This is a genomic window from Peribacillus sp. 05N428, assembly GCF_056397085.1.
In genome coordinates, this window is sequence record NZ_JBFTMS010000010.1 from 17227 (window position 1) to 40359 (window position 23133).

The window sequence follows — 23133 nt, forward strand, 5'->3', positions numbered from 1 at the left end:
ATGCAAATTGATAAGTTAAGAGGAAAAGAAACGGATCAGCTGTTCAAGTCGATCCTTTCCTTGCGTGATTTGGACGAATGCTATCGATTTTTTGATGATCTATGCACAGTTAATGAAATTTCATCATTGGCACAGCGTCTTGAAGTAGCCCGCATGCTTGAAGAAGGAAAAACCTATCATAAAATCGAAACGGAAACAGGTGCAAGCACGGCTACGATTTCCAGGGTCAAACGCTGCTTGAACTACGGAAATGATGCTTATTCCATGGCTCTGAACCGTATTAAGGATAACGTAGAGGAAACAACTGAATCATAATTCTTTCGATTATAATAAAAAGCTGGGGAATTCATTTCCCGGCTTTTTATTTTGTGTCCAGCACGCTCATTGCCGGCTGTCTTTCAGCCGTATCCATGTTATATTGGATTTTAGATTAAAAGGTTCCATTTGGTAATAACATTTTATCGATACTTCTCTTTTTTAATGAAAAATCTTAATGCTATAATGGTGTAATGGGAAGTGTGAATGGAGGATTATAATGTACGATTTTCGCGAGTGGAAACATGTTTTCAAACTCGATCCAAATAAAGAAATAAGTGATGAGGCCCTTGAGAAAGTCTGTGAATCCGGTACTGATGCAATCATGGTCGGGGGAACGGATGGTATCACGCTTGAGAATGTGCTTCATTTAATGGCACGTGTCAGGCGATATACGGTCCCATGTGTGATGGAAATTTCTTCAGTTGAAACGGTGACGCCAGGGTTTGATTTATATTTCATTCCGAGTGTCCTGAATAGCACCAACCCGGATTGGATGATGAAATTGCATCAGCAAGCAGTCAAGGAATACGGATACCTTTTGAATTGGGATGAAATTTTCGTTGAAGGGTACTGTATCCTGAACCCTGAGTGCAAGGCGGCCCAATTGACGAAAGCCAATACTGATTTGGATATGGATGATGTGGGTGCATACGCGATGATGGCGGAAAAGATGTTCAACCTGCCGATCTTTTATTTGGAATACAGCGGTGATTATGGCGATGTCCAGATGGTGGAAGCGGCCAAAGAGAGTTTGGAAGATACCATACTATTCTATGGCGGTGGGATAAAATCGGTTGAACAGGCCAAAGAGATGTCCAAGATTGCGGATGTCATCGTTGTCGGCAATGTGATTTATGAAGATTTGAAAGTGGCCCTTGCAACAGTTACGGCAGTTAAATGAAAACATGTAAGAAATATAGTATACTAAAACAGAAACGAATGTTCGTATAGGTGGTGTGATAATGCAATATTTAGCGGAAAAATTATTAATTGGTTTGAATGAACAGCAACAAAAAGCAGTGAAAGCAACAGATGGTCCACTTTTAATCATGGCTGGGGCAGGAAGTGGAAAGACGCGTGTGCTGACTCACCGAATAGCTTACTTGATGGTCGAGAAGGAAATAGCGCCTTGGAACATCCTTGCAATCACGTTCACCAACAAAGCGGCACGTGAGATGAAGGAGAGGATCCGTGCCATACTTGGCGGTGCATCCGAAGATATCTGGATTTCGACTTTCCACTCGATGTGTGTCCGCATTCTACGAAGAGATATCGACCGTATCGGATTTAATAGGAACTTCTCGATATTGGATACGACGGATCAGCAATCGGTCATAAAACAAATCATGAAAGACCGTAATATGGATACAAAGAAATATGATTATCGTGCCATTTTGGGCAGCATCAGTTCAGCGAAAAATGAATTGGTCGGGCCGGAAGAGTACCTGAAGACGGCGTCTGATTACTTCACTAAAGTAACGGCCGATGTTTATACGGAATATCAAAAACGGCTGCGCAAAAATTCAGCGCTCGATTTCGATGATTTGATCATGATGACGATTCAATTGTTCCAGCTCGTACCTGAGGTGCTTGAATATTATCAGCGTAAATTTCAATACATTCATGTTGATGAGTACCAAGATACGAACAGGGCTCAATATATGCTTGTTAAATTATTGGCTTCACGCTTCCGTAATCTCTGTGTTGTCGGGGATTCCGATCAGTCGATTTATCGTTGGCGCGGTGCGGATATTGCGAATATCCTTTCATTTGAAAAAGATTATCCGAATGCCAACATGATTTTCCTTGAACAGAATTACCGCTCGACGAAAAAAATCCTTGCAGCAGCGAATAAGGTCATCGATAACAATCAAAACCGTAAGCCGAAAAATCTTTGGACCGAGAATGCAGATGGCAATAAGATATTCTATTACCGTGCGGACAATGAACAAGGGGAAGCGCAATTCGTAGCCGGAAAGATAAATGAGTTAGTTCAGGACGGCAGCAGGAAGTATTCAGATATAGCAATACTTTACAGAACGAATGCACAATCACGTGTCATGGAGGAAGTTCTGCTTAAATCCAATATTAATTATGCAATAGTCGGGGGCACTAAGTTCTATGACCGTAAAGAGATTAAGGATTTACTTGCCTATCTTCGACTTATTGCGAACCCTGATGATGACATCAGCCTTCGCCGTGTAATCAATGTGCCAAAACGCGGAATTGGTGCAACTTCGATGGACAAAGTGGCAGATTATGCAGATCAATATGATGTTTCCATATATAAAGCACTGGAGTCTGTGGAAATGGCAGGGATAAGCGGGAAGGCCACCAAAGCGGCAAGGGAATTCCATACGCTGATCACTAATTATACAAATCAGCAGGAGTACTTATCCGTGACGGAACTTGTGGAGGAAGTCATCGAGAAAACTGGTTACCGTGAGATGCTGCAGGCAGAAAAAACGATTGAATCACAAAGCCGGCTTGAAAATATAGATGAGTTTTTATCTGTTACGAAAGCATTCGAAGATAACAGCGAGGACAAATCATTGGTGGGCTTTTTGACTGACCTGGCGTTGGTTGCCGATATAGACCAACTTGACGAGAATACCGAAGAAAATACAAATACGGTAACGTTGATGACATTGCATTCAGCGAAGGGACTTGAATATCCGGTAGTCTTTCTATTGGGCCTTGAAGAAGGGGTTTTCCCTCACAGCCGCTCGCTTATGGATGAAGAGGAGATGGAAGAAGAACGCCGTCTGGCTTATGTGGGAATTACAAGGGCCGAAAATGAACTATTCATAAGCAATGCCCAAATGCGGACATTGTATGGACGGACGAGCATGAATCCCGTTTCACGTTTCATCAGTGAAATACCAGAGGAACTTCTAGAAGACCTAAAACCGAAACCTGCTCCTAGAGCTAGGCAAACGCCTTTCAGCTCTTCGAGAACCGGGTCTCCTTCAACGGCTTCAACAAGAAAAGTGCCTGCCTTTGGAAAAGCTGTTTCTGCACCATCCGCAACGGGCGGTGAAGAAATCGGCTGGGCTGTCGGTGACCGTGCCTCCCATAAAAAATGGGGTATAGGAACCGTGGTGAGCGTAAAAGGGGAAGGCGAAGGAAAGGAATTGGATATTGCCTTTCCAAGTCCAATCGGCATCAAACGCCTATTGGCGAAATTTGCACCAGTTGAAAAAGCATAAGCTATTAATATGCTCCTGCTGGTAAAGAATAGGGATATCTGACTTTAGACACCGCTCTTCTATCAGAAGTGCGGTGGAGTCTTCTTTAGAAAGGATTGAACGTATGGACTTACAAGCTGCAGAGAAGAAAGTTCTGGAACTGCAAACGTTATTGAACCAATACAGCTATGAATATTATGTGATGGACCAGCCATCAGTACCTGATGCTGAATATGATCGGCTGCTACGTGAACTTATTGGGTATGAGGAGAAATTTCCGGAACTGCAAACGGCGGACTCACCGACACAACGGGTCGGTGGCGCCATTTTGGATATGTTTGAAAAGGTGGAGCATACCACTCCGATGCTTAGTTTAGGCAATGCCTTCAACGAAAGTGACTTGCGGGATTTCGACAGAAAGGTCAGACAATCTGTAGGTGACAATTTTTCCTATGTATGTGAATTGAAAATTGACGGACTTGCCGTCACACTTCAATATGAGAATGGATATTTCGTAAGAGGGGCAACCCGTGGAGACGGAACGATCGGTGAAGATATTACCGCTAATTTGAAAACGATCAAGTCGATCCCATTGAAGTTACGGGAGCCGGTCGCCATAGAAGTGCGCGGTGAGGCCTTCATGCCAAAAAAATCATTCGAATCATTAAACAAGGCTAAGGAAGAACGCGATGAGGAACCATTTGCAAACCCGCGAAATGCCGCTGCCGGCTCGTTAAGGCAGCTTGATCCGAAACTTGCTGCGAAACGGAACTTGGATATTTTCCTTTATGCGATTGCCGATTTGGGGGAAACGGGGGTCCGTTCCCATAGCGAGGGTCTGGATTTATTGGATCGACTCGGGTTTAAGACGAACCGGGAAAGAAAAACATGCTCGAATATAGAGGAAGTACTGGCCTATATAGTAGAATGGACGGAACAACGTCCAAACTTAGCCTATGATATTGATGGAATTGTCGTAAAGGTGGATTCCCTTGAACAGCAGGATGAATTAGGTTTTACTGCAAAAAGTCCGCGATGGGCCATTGCTTATAAATTCCCAGCTGAAGAAGTCATTACAACCCTAAGGGATATCGAGCTGAATGTGGGCCGTACGGGTGTATTGACCCCGACTGCCGTTTTGGATCCCGTCCGGGTAGCAGGTACTACTGTGCAGCGAGCTTCACTTCACAATGAAGACTTAATCCGTGAAAAGGACATCAGAATCGGAGATCAAGTGGTTGTGAAAAAAGCGGGTGATATCATTCCAGAGGTAGTCAATGTACTGGCAGAGCGCCGTACAGGGGAAGAAGTCGAGTTTCAGATGCCGACTGAGTGCCCTGAGTGCAGCAGTGAACTTGTCCGGCTGGACGGGGAGGTTGCTTTACGCTGCATCAACCCGAAGTGTCCTGCACAAATACGGGAAGGCTTGATTCACTTTGTTTCCCGTACAGCTATGAATATAGATAGTCTTGGTGAAAAAGTGATTAGCTTGTTATTTAAAGAAGAACTCATACAAGATGTGGCTGATATTTATAAGCTTACATACGATCAACTGATTGCTTTGGAAAGGATGGGGGATAAATCCGTCACTAAACTTCTTCAAGCGATCGAAGCTTCGAAAGCCAACTCGTTGGAAAAATTACTATTCGGGCTGGGCATTCGCCATGTTGGTTCAAAAGCTGCCAAGACGCTTGCGAGGGAATTCGGAACGATGGAAGCCTTAAGCAAGGCGAGCCGTGAAGAACTAACGGCCATCAATGAAATAGGCGATAAGATGGCTGATTCCATCGTAGCTTATTTTGAATTGGAAGAAGTCCATGCTTTATTGAATGAGTTGGATGCAGCCGGTGTGAATCTTACTTTCAAAGGGCAAAGAGCTGTTGCTATAGAAGATATCGACTCCATTTTTGCCGGTAAAACAGTCGTTTTAACGGGAAAACTGCATCAGTTAACACGTAACGAAGCTAAAGAGAAATTAGAGGCGCTAGGAGCTAATGTTGCTGGAAGTGTAAGCAAGAAAACCGATTTGGTCGTAGCTGGTGAAGATGCCGGTTCCAAACTGGAAAAAGCCGAAAGCCTAGGCGTCATGGTATGGGATGAAGAGAGACTGATTGAGGAACTAAATAAATAAGAGGTGTAGCTATGAGGAAACACTCCATTTTGGGGATGATTCTTATACTGCTTCTTGCTGGATGTGCGCCTAGTTTCGAGGATAAGCAAGAGGTAGTTCAAGACTCCAAAGACAAAAAAGAAACGGCAATTATTCCGAAGTATAAAATTTCGGAAGAATATTATCAAACAATCCTACCTTTTGAACCATCAAAGGCACGCGGTTTGGTCGTATCCAATCTAAATACCCGATATGACATTGAAGAATTCGAAAATGGATTGATGCGGTTGGCCCAAACCCAATTCGACCCGGAAGATTACCTGTTTCAAGAGGGGCAAATGCTAGATAGTTCCAAGATATCTTCCTGGCTGAACAGAAAATATACCGATAGTCAGTTGAAAGAAAAGAAGATGAAGGCCTCTGAGAACCTTGGCTTGAATCCGGTTGATCCAGGTAAAGGAGACATTGATAAACGGAATGAAGAAAATCCAATTTATCTTGCTCATATTTTAGAACATAATTACTTGGTCAAAACAAAAGATAATTCGGTGAGCCTTGGCGGAGTAGTAATAGGTCTTGCGTTGAATTCAGTGCATTACTATCAAAAAGAGGCATTCGGTGCCACCTATGAAAATAAAATCGATAGTAAAAAGCTAAAGCAAGAAGGGGAAAAAATTGCTGCAGTAGTCCTAAAAAGGCTGCGTAATATGGATAAGCTGAAAAATGTTCCGATTACGATTGCCTTATTCGAGCAAAATGAAAAATCTTCAGTAGTCCCTGGGAATTTCATTTCCTATACAAATATCGATAAAAACTCGAACAATATTGGGAAATGGACGAACTTGGACGAAGAGTATTTCCTATTTCCTTCTGCTGCTGCTGAAAAGAAATACCGTGATGACGTCAATACTTTCACGAACTTTAAAGAAGATGTCGAAGAATACTTCCCTAACTTTAATGGAGTCATCGGCAGGGCGTTCTATATGGATGATCAATTGCAAAGCCTGAACATCGATATCCCCATTCAATTTTATGGGAACTCGGAAGCGATAGGCTTTACCCAATATGTTGCTGGGCTCATAATGGAACGTTTCCCGAACTATATTGCCGTACAGGTATCCATTACATCTGTAAATGGACCTGAAGCGCTCATAGTCCGTGAAGCGAATCAGGACGAACCAACCGTTCATATATACGAATGAAAAAAGGATGAAGCTTAGCGGCTTCATCCTTTTTTTCGACTGGAATGTATTTCTTGTGAATGTCAAATTAATCTTTAACAATGAACAAAGATATATAATAGAAAGTAAACCCTTCCATCTTAGGGAACAAGTTCTTTAAAAAAGGTAACATTTGTCGAATTTTAATAGTCTAATTGTCATTTCCCCGGAAATTCCGGCAACTTTCTCATATTTCCCGGAAAATATCTCTTTTTCCTTAAGAAATAATTGAATTTCGACATTGTATCTCTTGTTGCTTTACTGTGCAATAGTTTGATATGATTTAAACGATGATTATATGGAGAAAAGCGACGAAATTCAGTCGATTTGGATATTTTTTCGGAGGTGAAGAGAATGTCACGTATTTCTATGGAACAAGTTAAACACGTTGCCCATTTGGCCCGTTTGGCCATTACGGAGGAAGAAGCAAAACAGTTTCAGCATCAGCTTGACCAAATGATTTCATTCGCGGAGCAGTTGAATGAGCTTGATACGGATCAAGTAAACCCGACTTCTCACGTTTTGGATATGAAGAATGTTATGCGCGAAGATGTCGCAAAACCGGGATTGCCAGTAGAAGAAGTAGTTAAAAATGCACCGGATAGCAAAGAAGGATATATCCGTGTACCATCAATAATTGAATAAGGAGGGACAATGATGTCGTTGTTCGAACAAAAGGTTTCTGAGCTTCATGAACGCTTACATAAGAAAGAGATAAGTGTCACTGATCTTGTTGACGAATCGTACAAGCGAATCGGACAGGTAGAGGACAAGGTGAAGGCATTTTTGACACTTGATGAAGAAAACGCCCGCAATCAAGCAAAACGATTGGATGATCAATTGGTAAAAGGCGAGAACGAAGGCGCTTTATTTGGTATGCCAATCGGAGTGAAGGATAATATTGTCACTAAAAATTTGCGTACGACTTGCGCGAGCAAAATTTTGGAGAACTTTGATCCAATCTATGATGCAACCGTTGTTCAAAAGCTACAGAAGGCAGAAACGGTTACGATCGGGAAATTGAATATGGATGAGTTTGCGATGGGGTCTTCCAATGAGAACTCAGCATTTCAAGCAACACGCAACCCTTGGAATACGGAATATGTGCCAGGCGGTTCTTCGGGTGGTTCGGCTGCATCTGTCGCTTCCGGTGAAGTCCTATTCTCTTTAGGTTCCGATACGGGTGGATCGATCCGCCAACCAGCGGCATATTGTGGAGTCGTCGGCTTAAAACCTACATATGGACGGGTTTCCCGATTCGGCCTTGTAGCATTTGCGTCTTCATTGGACCAAATCGGACCGGTTACAAGAACTGTTGAAGATAACGCTTATTTGCTTGAAGCGATCTCAGGAGTAGATCCAATGGATTCGACCTCTGCTAATGTTGACGTGCCGAATTTTGTGAATTCATTAACAGGCGATGTTAGAGGATTGAAAATAGCCGTGCCTAAAGAATATCTTGGCGAAGGCGTTGGTGAAGAAGCACGTAATTCCGTACTTGAAGCGTTAAAAGTACTAGAGGGTCTTGGAGCTCAATGGGAAGAGGTTTCCTTGCCGCATTCCAAATATGCTTTAGCTGCCTATTATCTTCTATCTTCATCGGAAGCCTCGGCTAACCTTTCACGTTTTGACGGTGTTCGTTACGGACATCGGACAGATAATGCAGAAACTCTTATAGAAATGTATAAGCAAACCCGTGCAGAAGGATTCGGTGACGAAGTGAAACGCCGTATCATGCTTGGAACGTTCTCCTTAAGTTCCGGTTATTATGATGCTTATTATAAAAAGGCTCAAAAAGTACGTACATTAATCAAAAAAGACTTTGAAGATGTCTTTGAAAAATATGATGTCATCGTTGGGCCGACTACACCTACGCCTGCATTTAAAATTGGTGAAAAAGTCGACGATCCATTAACGATGTATGCGAATGATATCTTGACGATTCCAGTCAATCTTGCTGGCGTACCGGGTATATCCGTGCCATGTGGATTCGCAGCGAATGGTCTTCCGCTTGGACTGCAAATGATTGGGAAGCATTTTGATGAAAGCACGATTTACCGCGCGGCTCACGCATTTGAGCAAGCAACAGATTTTCATAAACAATTTCCTAAGCTGTAAGGGGTGAAAATAATGGACTTTGAAACGGTGATTGGTCTAGAAGTACACGTAGAATTAAAAACGGATTCTAAAATTTTCTCAGCGAGCCCAAATCATTTTGGTGCCGCTCCAAATAGTAACACGACTGTAATTGACCTAGGCTACCCAGGTGTATTGCCTGTCGTCAATAAAAAGGCTGTTGATTTTGCAATGAAGGCTGCAATTGCCCTGAATTGCGAAGTGGCGGAAGTTACGAAATTCGACCGGAAAAACTATTTTTACCCGGACAATCCTAAAGCATACCAAATTTCACAGTTCGATCAACCGATCGGTGAACATGGTTGGATTGAAATCGAAGTGGGCGGCAAGAAAAAGAAAATTGGCATTACCCGCATTCATATGGAAGAGGATGCTGGAAAGCTGACACATAAAGGGAACTATTCGCTTTGCGATTATAACCGCCAAGGTACGCCTCTTGTTGAAATCGTATCCGAACCGGATATCACTTCCCCGGAAGAAGCGTATGCTTATTTGGAAAAGCTGAAATCCATCATTCAATACACGGGCGTTTCCGATTGTAAAATGGAAGAAGGCTCACTTCGTTGTGATGCTAACATTTCCTTGAAACCTGTTGGCCAAAAGGAATTCGGTACGAAAACCGAATTGAAAAACTTGAATTCATTCAACTTCGTTCGCAAAGGGTTGGAGCATGAAGAAATCCGACAAGCGGAAATCTTGAATGAAGGCGGCAAAATCGAACAGGAAACTCGCCGGTTCGACGAAGCTACAGGCAGAACCGTACTAATGCGAATTAAGGAAGGCTCCGATGATTACCGTTATTTCCCGGAACCGGACTTATTGACGATCCATATTGATGAAGAATGGAAAGCTCGTATCGCTGCCGAAATCCCGGAACTTCCGGATGCCCGGAAAAAACGCTATGTCGAAGAATTTGGCTTACCTGAATATGATGCAGCCGTTTTAACGGTAACGAAAGAAAGTGCGGATTTCTTTGAAGCGACAGTTGCTTCAGGTGCCGATGCAAAACTAGCATCTAACTGGATCATGGGTGAGGTTTCCGCTTTCTTGAATGCAGAAGGCAAAGAGCTGCATGATGTCAAATTGACTGCTGAATCATTGGCTGGAATGATCAAGCTGATTGAAGATGGCACGATTTCGTCTAAAATCGCTAAAAAGGTTTTCAAAGAATTGATTGAAAACGGCGGGGATGCTGAAACGATCGTCAAGGAGAAGGGACTAGTCCAAATTTCCGACGAAGGCGCATTGCGTACAGCCGTTGAAGAAGCATTGAATAATAACCCGCAATCCATTGAAGATTTTAAAGCGGGTAAACAAAAGGCAATCGGCTTCCTTGTCGGGCAGATTATGAAAGCGACAAAAGGACAAGCCAATCCACAACTTGTTAATAAAATTTTGGTGGAAGAAATCAATAAACGTTAATATTGACCGTATCACTTTTAAAGTGGTACGGTTTTCTCTTGATTAAGGAAAAAGTTTACTGAGAAAAATAATAAGCGGAAAAATAATTTTGAGTTATCTGTAGGGGTAACTCCTTTTTGTGTCGTCTATTACATGAATGTTTATCAGGAAAGGGGGAAGAGAAGTGTCCGATGAGTTAGTAGAGAAGGTAAGGGCTGGGAATGATCATGCATTCCGAATGTTGATCGAAACTTATAAACAGACGATTTATAGAACCGTCTATTCCGTCTTGCGGAATCAAAAGGATGCAGAAGATGTTACCCAGGAAGTCTTTATCAAAATATACACTTCTCTTCCTCAATATAAGAACCAAGGCTTCAAAACTTGGATTACCCGAATTGCCGTCAATCATGCAATCGATCTAAAGAGAAAGAGGGAACGCCAAAAGGAAGAATTACAGGACGAACATTCATCGGAAGTTAATTTGGGCTTAACGGATGATGTCGAGGCAGTATTTTTTCGGAATGAAAGGCGAAAGCAAGTATTACGGAAGCTGAATGACCTTCCAGAGGGATATCGGGACGTTGTATATGGCTATTACATAAAGGAAAAGACATTCAAGCAAATTGCAGAGGAACAGAAGATTCAAGTGAAATCTGTGGAAGTAAAGCTATACCGGGCAAGAAATTGGATGAGAAAACATTGGAAAGAGGAGGATTTTTCATGAATCATGTTTCAGAGGCACAATGGGTTGCATATTTGGCAGATGAAATACCAGAGGCTTTAAAAATTGAATATGAAAATCATCTATACTCCTGTGACAAGTGTTTGTCCGTCTATATGGAAGCGATGGAAAAAGATGAAACAAGTCTGGACCTTGAAGGATTTGATATTGCAGGTCCGGTCATGGACTCGATTAGCCGATTGAAAGGCGGCTCTGTTGAAGATTCTTGGCCACATCGAAAAGAGAAGTCACTTCGGACAATCACAAGACATTACCTGATTGCGGCCGGATTTACGATTTTATTAATGGCAGGCGGAGTATTTCAATCATTGACAGAATACGTGGATTCTGTGGAATCAAGCAGTGATAAGAAAACGCAGTCCTTGACCGAGGACCTTATTGATAAAACATTTACTTGGATGGATACAATCGAAAAGAAAAATAAGGAGGGGTTTAGAAATGAATAAAAGTCCGGTATTAGCTTTTTTATTATCCTTTCTGCCAGGTTTCGGACATTTTTACCTAGGAAGGCAATATAAAGGGCTATTTTATTTTCTTGCCACAGCTGGATTGGGGCTTGGAGGTCTTTTTCTTTCGTTAATCAGTCAATCGGATGCGTTTCTGGCATTTTCCGTTATTGGAATGGTGTTTTATTTCATCAGTATATTTGATTTGGTGGTCACCTCACTGAGGAATCCTAAAAGTGAAGAGGATGTGGAGGGAATGGCAAATCAGCCGGAAGCGGAAAGGTTTTATGTAATCATCCTTTCATTCGTTCCTGGGTTAGGGCATTTTCAGCTAGGCCTCATGAACCGTGGGCTCATTTTTCTCATCAGCTTTTTAGGCTTTGGCATCATGGTGATATTCATCAGTGTGATGACACAAATGGAAGGTCTGTTAATATTCCTGGCACTATTGCCTGTTATCTGGATTTACAGCTTTTTTGATTCTGTTCAACAGCTGAATAAAAAGCAAAGAGGTGAGGAGCTTATCGATCGGACCGTTTTGGAAGATTTCGAGGAGAGACGGGAATCCGGGAAGAAGAGTAAAGCGGTCGCGACTTTATTCGCTATTTTCCCTGGTGCAGGTCACTTATATTTGGGGCTGCAAAAACGTGGGATACAATTGATGGCCGGCTTTTTATTCGCCATTTACATACTGGATTTACTCCGGTTGGGTTTCTTCTTCTTCCTTATTCCGATTATCTGGTTTTATAGTTTTTTTGATGGATTGCAAAAAGCATCAAAAATGGAGGAGGGTCCAGTAGAAGATACGCCCATCATTTCGGGAATGGTCAATCATCAAAAATGGTTAGGATTGGGTTTGGTGGGAATTGGAATCTATTTCTTGGCTAGTAATATGATCGTCCCGGCCATCGCTCCCCATTTAGATGAATGGATTGGAAGCAACTTGGAATATTGGTTTAGGGATTATTTTCAAAAAGGCCTTGTATGCATCCTTCTAATAGGCGGAGGAATCAAATTGCTGTCGGGAAGTAAAAAAGGGAGCGTCAAGGAGGAGACAAAATGAGAACATGGAGAGTCGGAACGATTTCAATGGGAATCTCACTGGTTGGTTTGGGTTTGGTTTTACTGGTTTCTCAAATTGCGGATATGAATTTGACGACGATTCTGCTATCATGGTGGCCGTTGCTGTTCATTATCTTGGGTGCAGAGATTCTCTTCTATATTTATTTTTCCAGAAAAGAAAGTTCTTTTGTGAAGTATGATATTCTTAGCATTCTTTTCGTGGGATTGCTTGGAACGACGGGAATAGTTTTAATTCTGCTTACATCAAGCGGATTGATGGATCAAGTTAGGGCTGCCGTGAATAGTGAAGAGAAAACGGTCAATTTGCCTGGTTTCAATCAAAAGGCAGGAAAAGGCATACAGAGAGTTGTCCTGGACCCTGGCCCATACCCATTGACCATTGAAAGTGGTAATGACGGAGAAGTTTCCGTTTTTGGAACATATGGTGAGCGGGTAATGGAAGATGCTGATTCATTGTTGAAGAAGGCGGAAGATTATTTACTCGTAGAGAGAAATGGTGATACGCTTTATATAAGTTTCAAGGATTTGCCGATTCAAAATGGACTTTTGGACAGTGGTACAATGAATCTTAAGGCCACCCTTATAATCCCTGCTGAGTTGGCAGTGGAGATAGACGGTCAAAATACCGATCTTGTCTTGAAGCCTAGAAAGCTCTTGAATGACTGGAGTGTGAAAGATAGCGGAAATCTAAGTGTATTCCTTCAGGATAATAGTGATATCAAGATAGATGCCAGAGAGGCCGAGGAACTTGAAGGTCCTGAGAATGGCTGGAAGATGACTGAAGTGAAACAAGAAACAAATGAAGAAGGTATTGTAAAAAAGAATGGGATATTCAATACTGGTGAAGGGAAACATACATTAACGGTTACCGACACATTTAACGTGAATGTTCAATATCCCTGATTGAAATCATTTACTAGAATAAAATTGTAAAAAGCATTATAATTTTCCCTGATAAGATTTCTAGTAAAATGCAAAAGATATGGACCGAAATACGGTCCTCTTTTTTTCGAATATTGCTTTTCATGTAACGAAGGATTAAGATGTAAATTATGGAATCAATATGTATAAGGATGATGGGAAATGAAAAGAGCAAGGTTGATTTACAACCCGACTTCGGGCCGGGAAGCCATTAAGAAGAGCCTGCCAGGTGTGCTAGCGAAGCTTGAAGAAGCTGGTTATGAAGCTTCTGCACATGCGACGACCGGTGCTGGGGATGCGACGAAAGCGGCAAAGATAGCGATTGAACGCGGCTATGAGGTAGTTATTGCAGCAGGGGGCGACGGTACGATTTATGAGGTTGTTAATGGACTGGCCACTGCAGAGAAACGTCCGAAACTAGGAATCATCCCGACGGGAACGACCAATGATTTCGCGCGGGCGCTGCATTTACCGAAGTCGATCGAAGGGGCAGCCGAAATTATTGCCGGCGGGCATACGATGCCGATCGATATCGGGAAAATGAACGATAAGTATTTTATCAATATTGCTGGCGGGGGCAGATTGACCGAATTGACCTACGACGTGCCGATCAAGCTGAAAACGATGCTCGGTCAGCTAGCGTACTATATTAAAGGAATTGAAATGCTTCCTTCAATTAAGCCGACGGAAGTTTCTATTGAATATGATGGAAAGCTTTTTGAAGGGGAGATCATGCTTTTCTTGGTGGCTAACACGAATTCGGTCGGCGGCTTCGAGAAACTGGCCCCTGACGCCTCTCTGAATGATGGTATGTTCACGTTGCTTATTTTAAAAAAGGCAAACCTGGCTGATATTGTCCGTGTCGCAACATTGGCAATGCGCGGTGAGCATATCCATGATAAAAACGTCATTTATGAAAAAGCCAATCGAATTAAAGTACAGGCCAAAAAGGATATGATGCTTAATTTGGATGGGGAATTTGGCGGGATGGCCCCAGCTGAATTCGTCAATCAGTACCGCCATTTTGATGTATTCATCCCGCAAGGACTACTGCCGGATGATCCGGCAAATAAATAGGGTGAATAGGCCACTGAATCTGGTGGCCTTTTCAGTTTAATGAAGCAAGGAGAATTGCAACATATATCAGGAAAGCGACACCGGAGGATGCGGACAAGGCAGCCATATTGACCCGGTTAGCGATTAAGGAAATTGCAGAGGTTTTGACAGGTGAAACGGAAGAAGAAAGAATACTTTCCGTTCTTGCCGATTTGTTCAGGAAAAGTGGGAATCGGGTCAGCTATGAAAATACGCTTGTCAGTGAACATGATGGACAAGTATCTGGATTGATCATTGCTTACCATGGCAAGGATGCCGAAAGCTTGGATGAACCAATAGTGAAACAATTAAGGATGAAAATGAAAGACCCAAGCGTTACGCTCGATAAGGAAGCGGAAATGAGAGACTTTTATTTGGATACCGTGTCCGTTGACCCGAATTTTCAAGGAAGAGGAATTGGCAGTGCACTGATTCAATATGTGGAGGAATACGCTAAACATATGGGGTATCCAAGAATTTCTTTAGTCGTTGAAAATGAAAATGAAGCGGCGAATCGTCTCTATGGCAGATTAGGATATATAGAAATGAAAACCATTTCGATTAGCGGCCATGAATTTCGCTATATGGTAAAGGAAATAGAAGAACCTCCTGTTTAACAGGGGGTCCTTTTTAGTTCTTTGAAGTTTGGCATTGTATGCGATTACATTTGCTGCCCATTCATGGCTGCCCAATCAGCGTAAGCTCCGGTGCCATTACAGCCGGGACAGTCGTGTATATCGGAAAAATGATATTCCGTAGGTACGAAGGAGCTGTATCCACGTCCGTAACAATCCGGACAGAGGCCTTTTTCCTCCATACTCGCTCGATGTTTTTCTATCCTTGTAGCATTCCAGGCCGATATAGAGTTAAATAAACCCATTTCCTCACCTCTTTTGTTTTTCCTTATTTTTCTTTTTTTATTGAACTTTTATTCATGGAACTATGAAAAATCCGTAATTCCTTCCACTATATTTTTATGAAAACCAGGGTAAATTGGTGAGTGGTTTTGTGGCAAGGCCTCTATTGTGGTAAAATACAGGCTAGCATAAAAAAGAAAAGAGAAGATGATATGAAAAAAACAGCACCAGTTGCTAAAAATGATATAGTAGAGGTTTTATTTGAAGATTTAACACATGAAGGAGCTGGCGTCGCTAAAGTCGATGGCTACCCGATCTTTGTTCAGGGCGCCCTTCCAGGTGAAAAAGCAAAAATCAAAGTGATGAAGGCTAATAAGGGTTATGGCTTCGGACGCTTGATGGAGATTATCGAAAACAGTCCATACCGGGTTGAGGTCACGACTGAAGACTACCATAAGTACGGTGGTTGTCAGCTGCAGCATATGAGCTATGAAGGACAGTTGGAATTCAAGGAAAAGCAAGTACGTGAAGTGATGACACGCATTGGGAAACTTGAGGATGTGAAGGTTCATCCGATCATCGGGATGGAGAATCCAACCCATTATCGCAATAAAGCGCAAGTGCCTGTTGGTGAAAAGGATGGCAAGCTAATAGCAGGGTTCTTCAAACCGCGGACACATGAAATCGTTGAAACGAAAGAAAGCATTATCCAAAATGAAGTGATTAATGAAGCCGTTCAAGTCGTTAAAGAGATTTTCGGTAAACTTGGTATCCCCGCTTACAGTGAAGAGGCACATAAAGGTGTATTGCGGCACATCATGGCCCGTTATGGCAAGCAAACAGGGGAATTAATGATTGTTCTTGTTACTAGAACGAAAAGTATCCCTTTCATCGAAACCATCGTGAAGGAAATCGTTGAACGGCTTCCACAAGTTAAATCCATCGTTCAAAACGTGAATTCCAAGAAAACCAATGTTATCTTAGGCGATAAAATGACTGTGCTATGGGGCGACGAAGTGATCCATGATATGATCGGTGATGTGAAATTTGCGATATCGGCAAAATCCTTCTACCAAATCAATCCAGATCAAACGAAAGTCCTTTATGATAAAGCTCTTGACTATGCAGGGCTGACTGGTGAAGAAACGGTGATAGATGCCTATTGCGGCATTGGGACCATCTCTTTATTTTTAGCTAAAAAAGCGAAAAAAGTAATCGGTGTCGAAGTGGTCGAAGAAGCGATCGAAGACGCACGGCGCAACGCTGAATTGAATGAAATCTCAAATGCAGAATTCATGGTCGGCGATGCAGGTAACGTTATTGCTGAATGGTATCAAAAGGGCAACACTGCTGATGTCATCGTGGTGGATCCGCCACGCAAAGGTTGTGAAGAATCCCTTCTGAATACGATCATCGAGATGAAGCCTAACAAAGTCGTATACGTATCATGCAACCCAGGTACTCTAGCACGTGATCTTCATATCTTGGAAGAAGGCGGATATAAAGCAGTTGATATCCAGCCTGTCGATATGTTCCCAATGACGACACATGTTGAAAATGTAGTGTTATTAGAGTTGAAATGATTGAATGTGGGCCCGGTCTAATTGACTGGGCCCGCATTTTTTATGTTTGTACAATATGGATTGACTTCCGATCCACCCACTCGCTCTCTGCGGGTGGTCGTCCCTCGGCATGCGCCTGAGGGGTTTCACTAGGCGCGCTTTTCCCGCAGGAGTCTCTCCAATCAACTTAGTTACAACAGTTAGAAAGGAGACCAGCCTAAAGGAGTTGCAGGGTTGCTTTGGGTTAGGTTGTTTCGGGAGAATATTTGAAGAAAGATAAGTTCCCGACCCCTTTGTCAACAAACTGTGGGTCCTGGTCTAAATGACCGGGACCTTTTTCACGTAGTTAAATTGAGGAAAAGGGAGGGGGATTTTTTTTTTTGCAAGTTTATTCTTGACGCTCTTACTTGGACATATATTAAGAAATATATGGATTGGGAGGCAAGGTGATTTTATTAATTTTCAAAAAGCGGTGGCTGTTATTGTTGGTAGCTTTTTGGTGGGCATTGGAATTAATGGATTTTTGGTTCCTCATCATTTAATAGATGGCGGCGTAATTGGGATTGCACTCATCCTTCATTATTTCTTTGGTTTTCAAACGGGACTATCCATGTTGGTCCTTAGCATTCCTATATTTTTATATGCCTGGTATTATGAACGCCCTTTTTTCTATAGCAGCGTTCACGGATTGCTTTTAACATCCCTTTTTATGGACTGGCTTAATCCATTGAAAAAGGTTTTTTCCATTTCAATACTGACAAGCTCTTTGATTGGCGGTGTCATCATAGGAATGGGCATAGGACTCATGCTTCGATATGAGACAAGCAGCGGGGGAACGGATATGCTAGCCAAAATCATCTCTAAATCCACCTCCATGGATATCGCTTTGGCGATTATCGTCATAGATACACTAATCATTTCAGCTGCAGCATTCACCTTAGGTATCGAAATTTTTCTTTTTTCATGTGTGACGATCGTCATTATTGGACTGGTCACATCGCTTATGAAAGTGAGGGAATGAATATATAATCAGTTCCTTAAGATATGGGCTACGTTATCTATTGCCTTTTGCAGCTTTTCGCTATTTTTGCTAAACATCTCTTTAGCTTCTTTTGATTCAGTTCCAAGTGCAAACAACTCCAAGTCCGCTTGGCACTTTTTCAAGGTCGCGAGCATAAGAGGTTTTTCCTGAGGAGAAGGAACTTTAAGTTTATCATCAAAAAGATCCACAGTTAATTCTCCGTTAGAATTGGCTTGACCAAGAAAAACATTATCGAGGATTACCCCCAACTTATCCAGTTCAGTATGAAGCCAATGTCGGTTCAGACCTATCGTGGAAAGTGGTTCATCAAGTATAAGGCCGTCCATGATGATGGTTTGTGGCTCCTTTACTGCAGCCACTGGCATGTTAAGGTCCTTAGGTGTTACAGGTTGATTTTGCTTCTTTAACATTACGGAAAAATCCCCATTGGCTTCCAATAAGGCAAACTCAACTTCAGAAATATCGAAGACATCCTTTTTTCGGAGCAATCCCAGCAATTCATCGGTGGTATATTTCTCTTTTTTTAAATTATCTTCCATGACTTTCCCATCTTTGATGAATACCGATGCTTTTCCTTCAATAAGATCACGAAAAGTTTTACTTTTCAAGGATATTAATCCTGCAATGAAGGGTGCTATGGCAAAAACGAGAATGGACAGTACGCCATGTATAATATTGCCCTCCACTTTTGTAGCTAATTCTGCCCCAACATTACCAATGGTTATGCCCGTTACATATTCAAAAAAGGAAAGCTGGGACAATTGTTTTTTTCCTAACACTTTAGTGATCAAAAAAAGAACAATTAAAAAGAAAAATGAGCGTAAAAGAATTTCTATCCAATCCGGCATTACCAAACACCTCCTGCTTGATCATGGTTATTAAAAACCTTTATATTGTGGTTCTTCCCGTTCTAACTCGCCCACGCGCGTTTGTACATCCATCCTAACTTCATTCACCACCAGCATCGTTTCATGCAAAATCCGTTTAGATTCATCATCTTGAGTCCGGAGTGCTAAGCTGGATAAGCCTGCTTCAACTCCTTTTAAGCTAGAGACACATTGTTTGACATTGGAAGCTATCGTCATGCAGCATCCTCCTTATCTTTTTAAGTCGTCTGGAATAATGACTCGGAACCATGAGCGGCTGTTAACCAGGCACTGGTTGCTTCAAACATGCCAGCGGCAACAACCCGATCAATCGATGCTTTCCGCTAGGGTACGGAAACAACCTCCGCAGCCAAGAAATGTTCTACCCAGTATGAGCAGGTGTGTGTGTTCAAACATCAAACCTTAGTTTTGTGTTTCTCCGTCATATTCAATCGATACGGCATGGGCGATGCATGGGATCGTCTCGCTTTGTTGAAAGGATAGAGGAGATAGCAAGGCACCTGTGGCCACGACGAGCAATCGTTTTATTTCTCCTTTTTTCATGCGATTCAATAAATGACCATAAACGACGGTTGCGGAACATCCAGGGCCACTTGCCCCGGCCAGGACCGGCTGACCATCCCTGTATATCATTAAACCGCAATCTTTATATTGCTCTTCTTTAATCGGCGTGCCATGTTTTTTAAATAATGCCAGAGAAACTTCATGTCCGATCTTTCCTAAATCCCCGGTCACTATCAAATCATAATAGGATGGGTCGAGGTTTCTTTCTCTAAGATGTGCTTCAATCGTATCTACAGCGGCCGGAGCCATGGCACCGCCCATATTGAAAGGATCGGTCAATCCCATGTCGATGACACGGCCTATCGTAGCTGAAGTGACCCTTGGGCCTTTCCCGGCACTGCTTAATAAAGCCACGCCAGCCCCCGTAACGGTCCATTGGGCTGTTGGAGGTTTTTGCCCTCCGTATTCAGTTGGATAGCGAAATTGCTTTTCTACTGCGGCGTTATGACTTGATGCTCCTGTCAATAAGTACTCTGCTCCTTTGGTATTGACAAGGTATGCACCAAGAGCCAGTCCCTCCATGGAGGTGGAGCAGGCGCCAAATAAGCCGAGATAAGGTGTTCCTAGTGTTCGACAGGCAAAACTGGTAGGGGTTATTTGATTGATCAGGTCGCCTCCAAGGAAAAATTGTATCTGTTCCTTTTGTAGACCCGCCTTCTCGATTGCTTTTGTACTCGCTTCTTCCAATAAGACTTTATGTGCTTTTTCATAGGTATCTTGATTGATCCATAAATCGGAATGGAGAAGATCGAAATCATCCGCAAGCAAACCGTCTGCTTCAAATGGACCGCCAACGGTTCCTGTGGAGACGATGACAGGCTTTTGATCAAACACCCATGTGCGATGCCCCGTAAGCATTATTAAACCACCCCATTGTATGAGTATTGTCAGTAAGATAAAACAAAGGAATAACATAAAAATCCTTCAGCCAATTTGAATATAGTACAGCCATTACCTAAAAGGAAACCTTTGGCCCGGTGTTCAATGGCTGCGGTATTACCGCAACCTGAAAGTAACAAAGCGGCCAATTCGGTCAAACAAAATCCGGTGATAAAGCAGTCAGCTTTTACTTTTTATCATTTAGCATCCTCGTATCACTTCATTCGGCATTAAAAGTCTTTCTGAGGTCCAGGACAATCGTAATCCTCAAAACGAGCTTCTATGATGATTTCTAAGTGGCAGTCGATCATGATTTGAATTACAGCTTTTTCTTCCGCGACCCGTACTGAATCAGTTCAAGGCAGGTATGTAACCCTTTGGTAGTTTGAGATTGGCTTAAAGATTCTGTTCTACATTATTTTTTGATATAGAAAAAGGAATGAAAATTTCATTCTTGGTTTGGAAAGATATAAAAAAGGCTGGTTGCTTTAACCAACCTTTTTTATATGAATGATCATTGTTTATATTGAGGCTCCTCGTTTTGAATCTCTTCAATGCGAGGAGTGATGCTGTCAACAATCGATTGTGTTTGTTGGGCAGCTTGTTGATACAATTGTTTGGCTTGCTCATTATCTGTAGAAAGGGCGAAGGTTTCAAAGCTCGCTTGAGCGCTTTTTAACCCTGCTATAGTTGTTTTGACATCATTTATAACTGTCATATATGAACCCCCTAATTTTTTAACTGCCTTATTAGAGTGGGGAAAAAATGATTATCTATACCTTCCAAATATATCTATGAGTGAAATCAAGTGACTAGCTTATTAATCAAACGTTTGATTAATGGAATGGAAACAGGCAGAATTCATTGTTTTAATCCTCCTTTTTCGTTGTACGAATCGTTTTTATTGTTTAATCATTGACCGAATTCAGAATTTTAAATATAATTGTAGAAAACATAACGTGATTACGTGAGGTGATATGACATTTATATTATGGACGATTTATATAGTAGGGTTGTTATTGAAATTTCATCTGAAGAAGTAATAAAAGGACTGCTATTCCACAAAAGCAAACAGGAGTCGGAAATTGAATCGATCAAAGGTAAAATTCATAAATATGAGCAAAAACGAAGAGCTGAGGAAGCTTGGTATCAATCCCTATCACCATTTAAACGTTTTTTTACAGGGCGTGCCCCAAGTCATCACCAGGCGGTTGAACATTTGGTGAATGTGAAAGATAGATATAAACAAATCGAGAAAATAAAACAGCGGATCGCTTTTTTAAATGAGGTGATTGGTGTACTTGAGGCTGAACCGGAAAAAAGGGAAATGAATTTACCATCAGACATCATTAAAGAAATAATGGCCTGGCAGAAAGCGGAGGGAACGCCGAGATGACTCTAGAAACGTTAAACGCTGGCTTGGATACGATTTGGGTGGTTCTGACAGCAGCCATGATACTATTGATGGAGGGCGGGTTTGCCTTATTGGAGGCAGGGTTCGTCCGTACGAAAAATAATGTGAACATCATCATGAAGGTTTTTGCCGATATAACGATCGGAACGCTTTGCTATTTCGTCGTTGGTTTTGGCTTAATGTATGGAATGGATGTATTTGGAATCATCGGGGCAAGTGGCTTTCTGCTGAAAGGTGATTTGTCGCACATCGACCTTACGATTTCCATGGACGCATATTGGTTATTTCAAGGGGCATTCGTCATCGCCGTCATTTCCATCGTTTCGGGAGCAGTTGCGGAAAGGATCAATTTTCGGGCGTATCTTATTTTTGTCGTAATGATGACAGCATTCATCTATCCGATTGCCGGTCACTGGGTATGGGGTGGCGGCTGGTTAAGCAGGTTGGGCATGCAGGACTTCGCAGGGTCTGGTGTCATTCATGCACTAGGCGGTTTTTCAGCACTTGCGGCTGCCATTGTAATCGGGCCGAGAGCAGGTAAATTCACTTCAAGGGGGACCAGCTCCATTTCGCTGCCGAGTAATCTCCCATTGGCATCTGTTGGGGCATTCCTTTTATGGTTTGGCTGGTTTGGATTTAATGCAGGAAGCACCTTGCAAGCTACAGATGTCCGCATTGGACATATTGCCATTGTCACGATGCTCTCAGCTGCATCAGGGGGAGCGGTGACCCTGCTTTATACACTGTTTAGATATGGACGCTCGGATGCACCTTCCGTCATCAATGGCTCACTTGCTGGTCTTGTCGGGATTACAGCTGGATGTGCATTCGTTAGTGATCTGGCGGCTTTGCTGATTGGAGCAGTTTCTGGAATGTTGATGTTAGCTGCGACAAATTGGTTGGAAGCCCGGAAAATCGATGATCCGGTCGGTGCCTTTCCTGTCCATGCGGCATCAGGAATGTGGGGTACGATAGCGGTAGGGCTTTTCTCCACTGAAAACGGACTGTTTGCCGGCGGGGGATGGCATTTGCTCGGAGTTCAAATATTAGGATTAGTGGTGTTATGCATCTGGGGCTTTTCAGTGACCTGGCTTGTTTTTAAAGTTATAAATGTTTGGCTGCCTATAAGATCGACTGAAGAAGAAGAAGAACTTGGGTTGGATATCAGTTATCATGGCATCATGGCCACACATACCTCGCCGGAGTTCATCAAGGTGGAGGATTACTATAAGCAGGATGAAGAATTGACAAGGTAATGTCTATAA

Annotated in this window: 23 protein-coding genes; 18 read left to right on the forward strand and 5 right to left on the reverse strand. The window is 42.4% G+C overall.

Going from position 1 to position 23133, the window contains the following annotated elements:
* The 14 genes from AC1DIV_RS11745 (at position 1) to AC1DIV_RS11810 (ending at position 15280) form a co-directional block, all read left to right on the forward strand.
* The gene (locus AC1DIV_RS11745) at positions 1-315 is read left to right on the forward strand and encodes a YerC/YecD family TrpR-related protein (protein WP_034306094.1); all 315 of its coding nucleotides are present in this window, start codon (positions 1-3) and stop codon (positions 313-315) included.
* Between the two features lie 220 nt (positions 316-535).
* Positions 536-1219, forward strand: a complete 684-nt coding sequence (pcrB, locus tag AC1DIV_RS11750; RefSeq protein WP_034306092.1) for a heptaprenylglyceryl phosphate synthase — start codon at positions 536-538, stop codon at positions 1217-1219.
* A 61-nt stretch (positions 1220-1280) separates the two neighbouring features.
* A complete protein-coding gene (gene pcrA / locus AC1DIV_RS11755; RefSeq protein ID WP_048680596.1) occupies positions 1281-3527 on the forward strand; it encodes a DNA helicase PcrA in 2247 nt (748 codons plus the stop codon).
* A 103-nt stretch (positions 3528-3630) separates the two neighbouring features.
* Complete coding sequence (gene ligA, locus AC1DIV_RS11760) at positions 3631-5637, forward strand: NAD-dependent DNA ligase LigA (protein ID WP_477576448.1); 2007 nt, start codon at positions 3631-3633, stop codon at positions 5635-5637.
* Between the two features lie 11 nt (positions 5638-5648).
* Positions 5649-6818, forward strand: a complete 1170-nt coding sequence (locus AC1DIV_RS11765; protein ID WP_251542390.1) for a CamS family sex pheromone protein — start codon at positions 5649-5651, stop codon at positions 6816-6818.
* Between the two features lie 372 nt (positions 6819-7190).
* Positions 7191-7481 (forward strand): Asp-tRNA(Asn)/Glu-tRNA(Gln) amidotransferase subunit GatC, encoded by a 291-nt coding sequence (gene gatC, locus AC1DIV_RS11770; RefSeq protein ID WP_034306082.1) that lies wholly within the window; start codon positions 7191-7193, stop codon positions 7479-7481.
* Positions 7482-7493: 12 nt separating this feature from the next.
* On the forward strand, positions 7494-8954 hold the full coding sequence (gene gatA / locus AC1DIV_RS11775) for an Asp-tRNA(Asn)/Glu-tRNA(Gln) amidotransferase subunit GatA (RefSeq protein ID WP_034306080.1): 1461 nt from the start codon (positions 7494-7496) through the stop codon (positions 8952-8954).
* 12 nt (positions 8955-8966) lie between these two features.
* Positions 8967-10394, forward strand: coding sequence for an Asp-tRNA(Asn)/Glu-tRNA(Gln) amidotransferase subunit GatB (gene gatB / locus AC1DIV_RS11780; protein WP_048680586.1), 1428 nt, complete (start codon positions 8967-8969; stop codon positions 10392-10394).
* Positions 10395-10557: 163 nt separating this feature from the next.
* A complete protein-coding gene (locus AC1DIV_RS11785; protein WP_340878636.1) occupies positions 10558-11100 on the forward strand; it encodes an RNA polymerase sigma factor in 543 nt (180 codons plus the stop codon).
* Complete coding sequence (locus AC1DIV_RS11790) at positions 11097-11564, forward strand: hypothetical protein (protein WP_340878637.1); 468 nt, start codon at positions 11097-11099, stop codon at positions 11562-11564. The genes AC1DIV_RS11785 and AC1DIV_RS11790 overlap by 4 nt, the downstream gene beginning before the upstream one ends.
* Positions 11557-12627, forward strand: a complete 1071-nt coding sequence (locus tag AC1DIV_RS11795; protein WP_340878638.1) for a hypothetical protein — start codon at positions 11557-11559, stop codon at positions 12625-12627. Before AC1DIV_RS11790 ends, AC1DIV_RS11795 begins: the two co-directional genes overlap by 8 nt.
* Complete coding sequence (locus tag AC1DIV_RS11800) at positions 12624-13550, forward strand: LiaF transmembrane domain-containing protein (RefSeq protein WP_340878639.1); 927 nt, start codon at positions 12624-12626, stop codon at positions 13548-13550. The genes AC1DIV_RS11795 and AC1DIV_RS11800 overlap by 4 nt, the downstream gene beginning before the upstream one ends.
* 180 nt (positions 13551-13730) lie before the next feature.
* Entirely contained in the window at positions 13731-14645 is a 915-nt protein-coding gene (locus AC1DIV_RS11805; RefSeq protein WP_034306067.1) for a diacylglycerol kinase, read from the forward strand.
* A 107-nt stretch (positions 14646-14752) separates the two neighbouring features.
* Positions 14753-15280, forward strand: coding sequence for a GNAT family N-acetyltransferase (locus AC1DIV_RS11810; RefSeq protein ID WP_477576450.1), 528 nt, complete (start codon positions 14753-14755; stop codon positions 15278-15280).
* A gap of 44 nt (positions 15281-15324) precedes the next feature.
* On the opposite strand, the gene AC1DIV_RS11815 is transcribed toward AC1DIV_RS11810, so the two are convergent.
* The gene (locus tag AC1DIV_RS11815) at positions 15325-15543 is read right to left on the reverse strand and encodes a hypothetical protein (protein ID WP_034306063.1); all 219 of its coding nucleotides are present in this window, start codon (positions 15541-15543) and stop codon (positions 15325-15327) included.
* 189 nt (positions 15544-15732) lie between these two features.
* Here AC1DIV_RS11815 and rlmD point away from each other — a divergent pair, with 189 nt between their 5' ends.
* Together rlmD and AC1DIV_RS11825 are read left to right on the forward strand one after the other, a co-directional pair.
* A complete protein-coding gene (gene rlmD, locus AC1DIV_RS11820) occupies positions 15733-17103 on the forward strand; it encodes a 23S rRNA (uracil(1939)-C(5))-methyltransferase RlmD (RefSeq protein WP_340878641.1) in 1371 nt (456 codons plus the stop codon).
* A 451-nt stretch (positions 17104-17554) separates the two neighbouring features.
* Entirely contained in the window at positions 17555-18103 is a 549-nt protein-coding gene (locus tag AC1DIV_RS11825; RefSeq protein WP_309247786.1) for a YitT family protein, read from the forward strand.
* A gap of 8 nt (positions 18104-18111) precedes the next feature.
* On the opposite strand, the gene AC1DIV_RS11830 is transcribed toward AC1DIV_RS11825, so the two are convergent.
* From AC1DIV_RS11830 to AC1DIV_RS11845, 4 genes are all read right to left on the reverse strand, one after another.
* Complete coding sequence (locus AC1DIV_RS11830) at positions 18112-18972, reverse strand: DUF421 domain-containing protein (RefSeq protein WP_340878642.1); 861 nt, start codon at positions 18970-18972, stop codon at positions 18112-18114.
* Positions 18973-19002: 30 nt separating this feature from the next.
* Positions 19003-19209, reverse strand: coding sequence for a DUF1657 domain-containing protein (locus AC1DIV_RS11835; RefSeq protein WP_340878643.1), 207 nt, complete (start codon positions 19207-19209; stop codon positions 19003-19005).
* A gap of 204 nt (positions 19210-19413) precedes the next feature.
* Entirely contained in the window at positions 19414-20433 is a 1020-nt protein-coding gene (gene spoVAD, locus AC1DIV_RS11840; RefSeq protein WP_340878644.1) for a stage V sporulation protein AD, read from the reverse strand.
* Positions 20434-20968: 535 nt separating this feature from the next.
* On the reverse strand, positions 20969-21172 hold the full coding sequence (locus AC1DIV_RS11845) for a DUF1657 domain-containing protein (protein ID WP_034306054.1): 204 nt from the start codon (positions 21170-21172) through the stop codon (positions 20969-20971).
* A gap of 273 nt (positions 21173-21445) precedes the next feature.
* Between AC1DIV_RS11845 and AC1DIV_RS11850 the strand changes: the two genes are divergently transcribed.
* Both AC1DIV_RS11850 and AC1DIV_RS11855 read left to right on the forward strand, forming a co-directional pair.
* Positions 21446-21850, forward strand: coding sequence for a hypothetical protein (locus AC1DIV_RS11850; protein ID WP_340878646.1), 405 nt, complete (start codon positions 21446-21448; stop codon positions 21848-21850).
* Positions 21847-23124 (forward strand): ammonium transporter, encoded by a 1278-nt coding sequence (locus tag AC1DIV_RS11855; protein ID WP_340878648.1) that lies wholly within the window; start codon positions 21847-21849, stop codon positions 23122-23124. Before AC1DIV_RS11850 ends, AC1DIV_RS11855 begins: the two co-directional genes overlap by 4 nt.
* Positions 23125-23133: the final 9 nt, after the last annotated feature.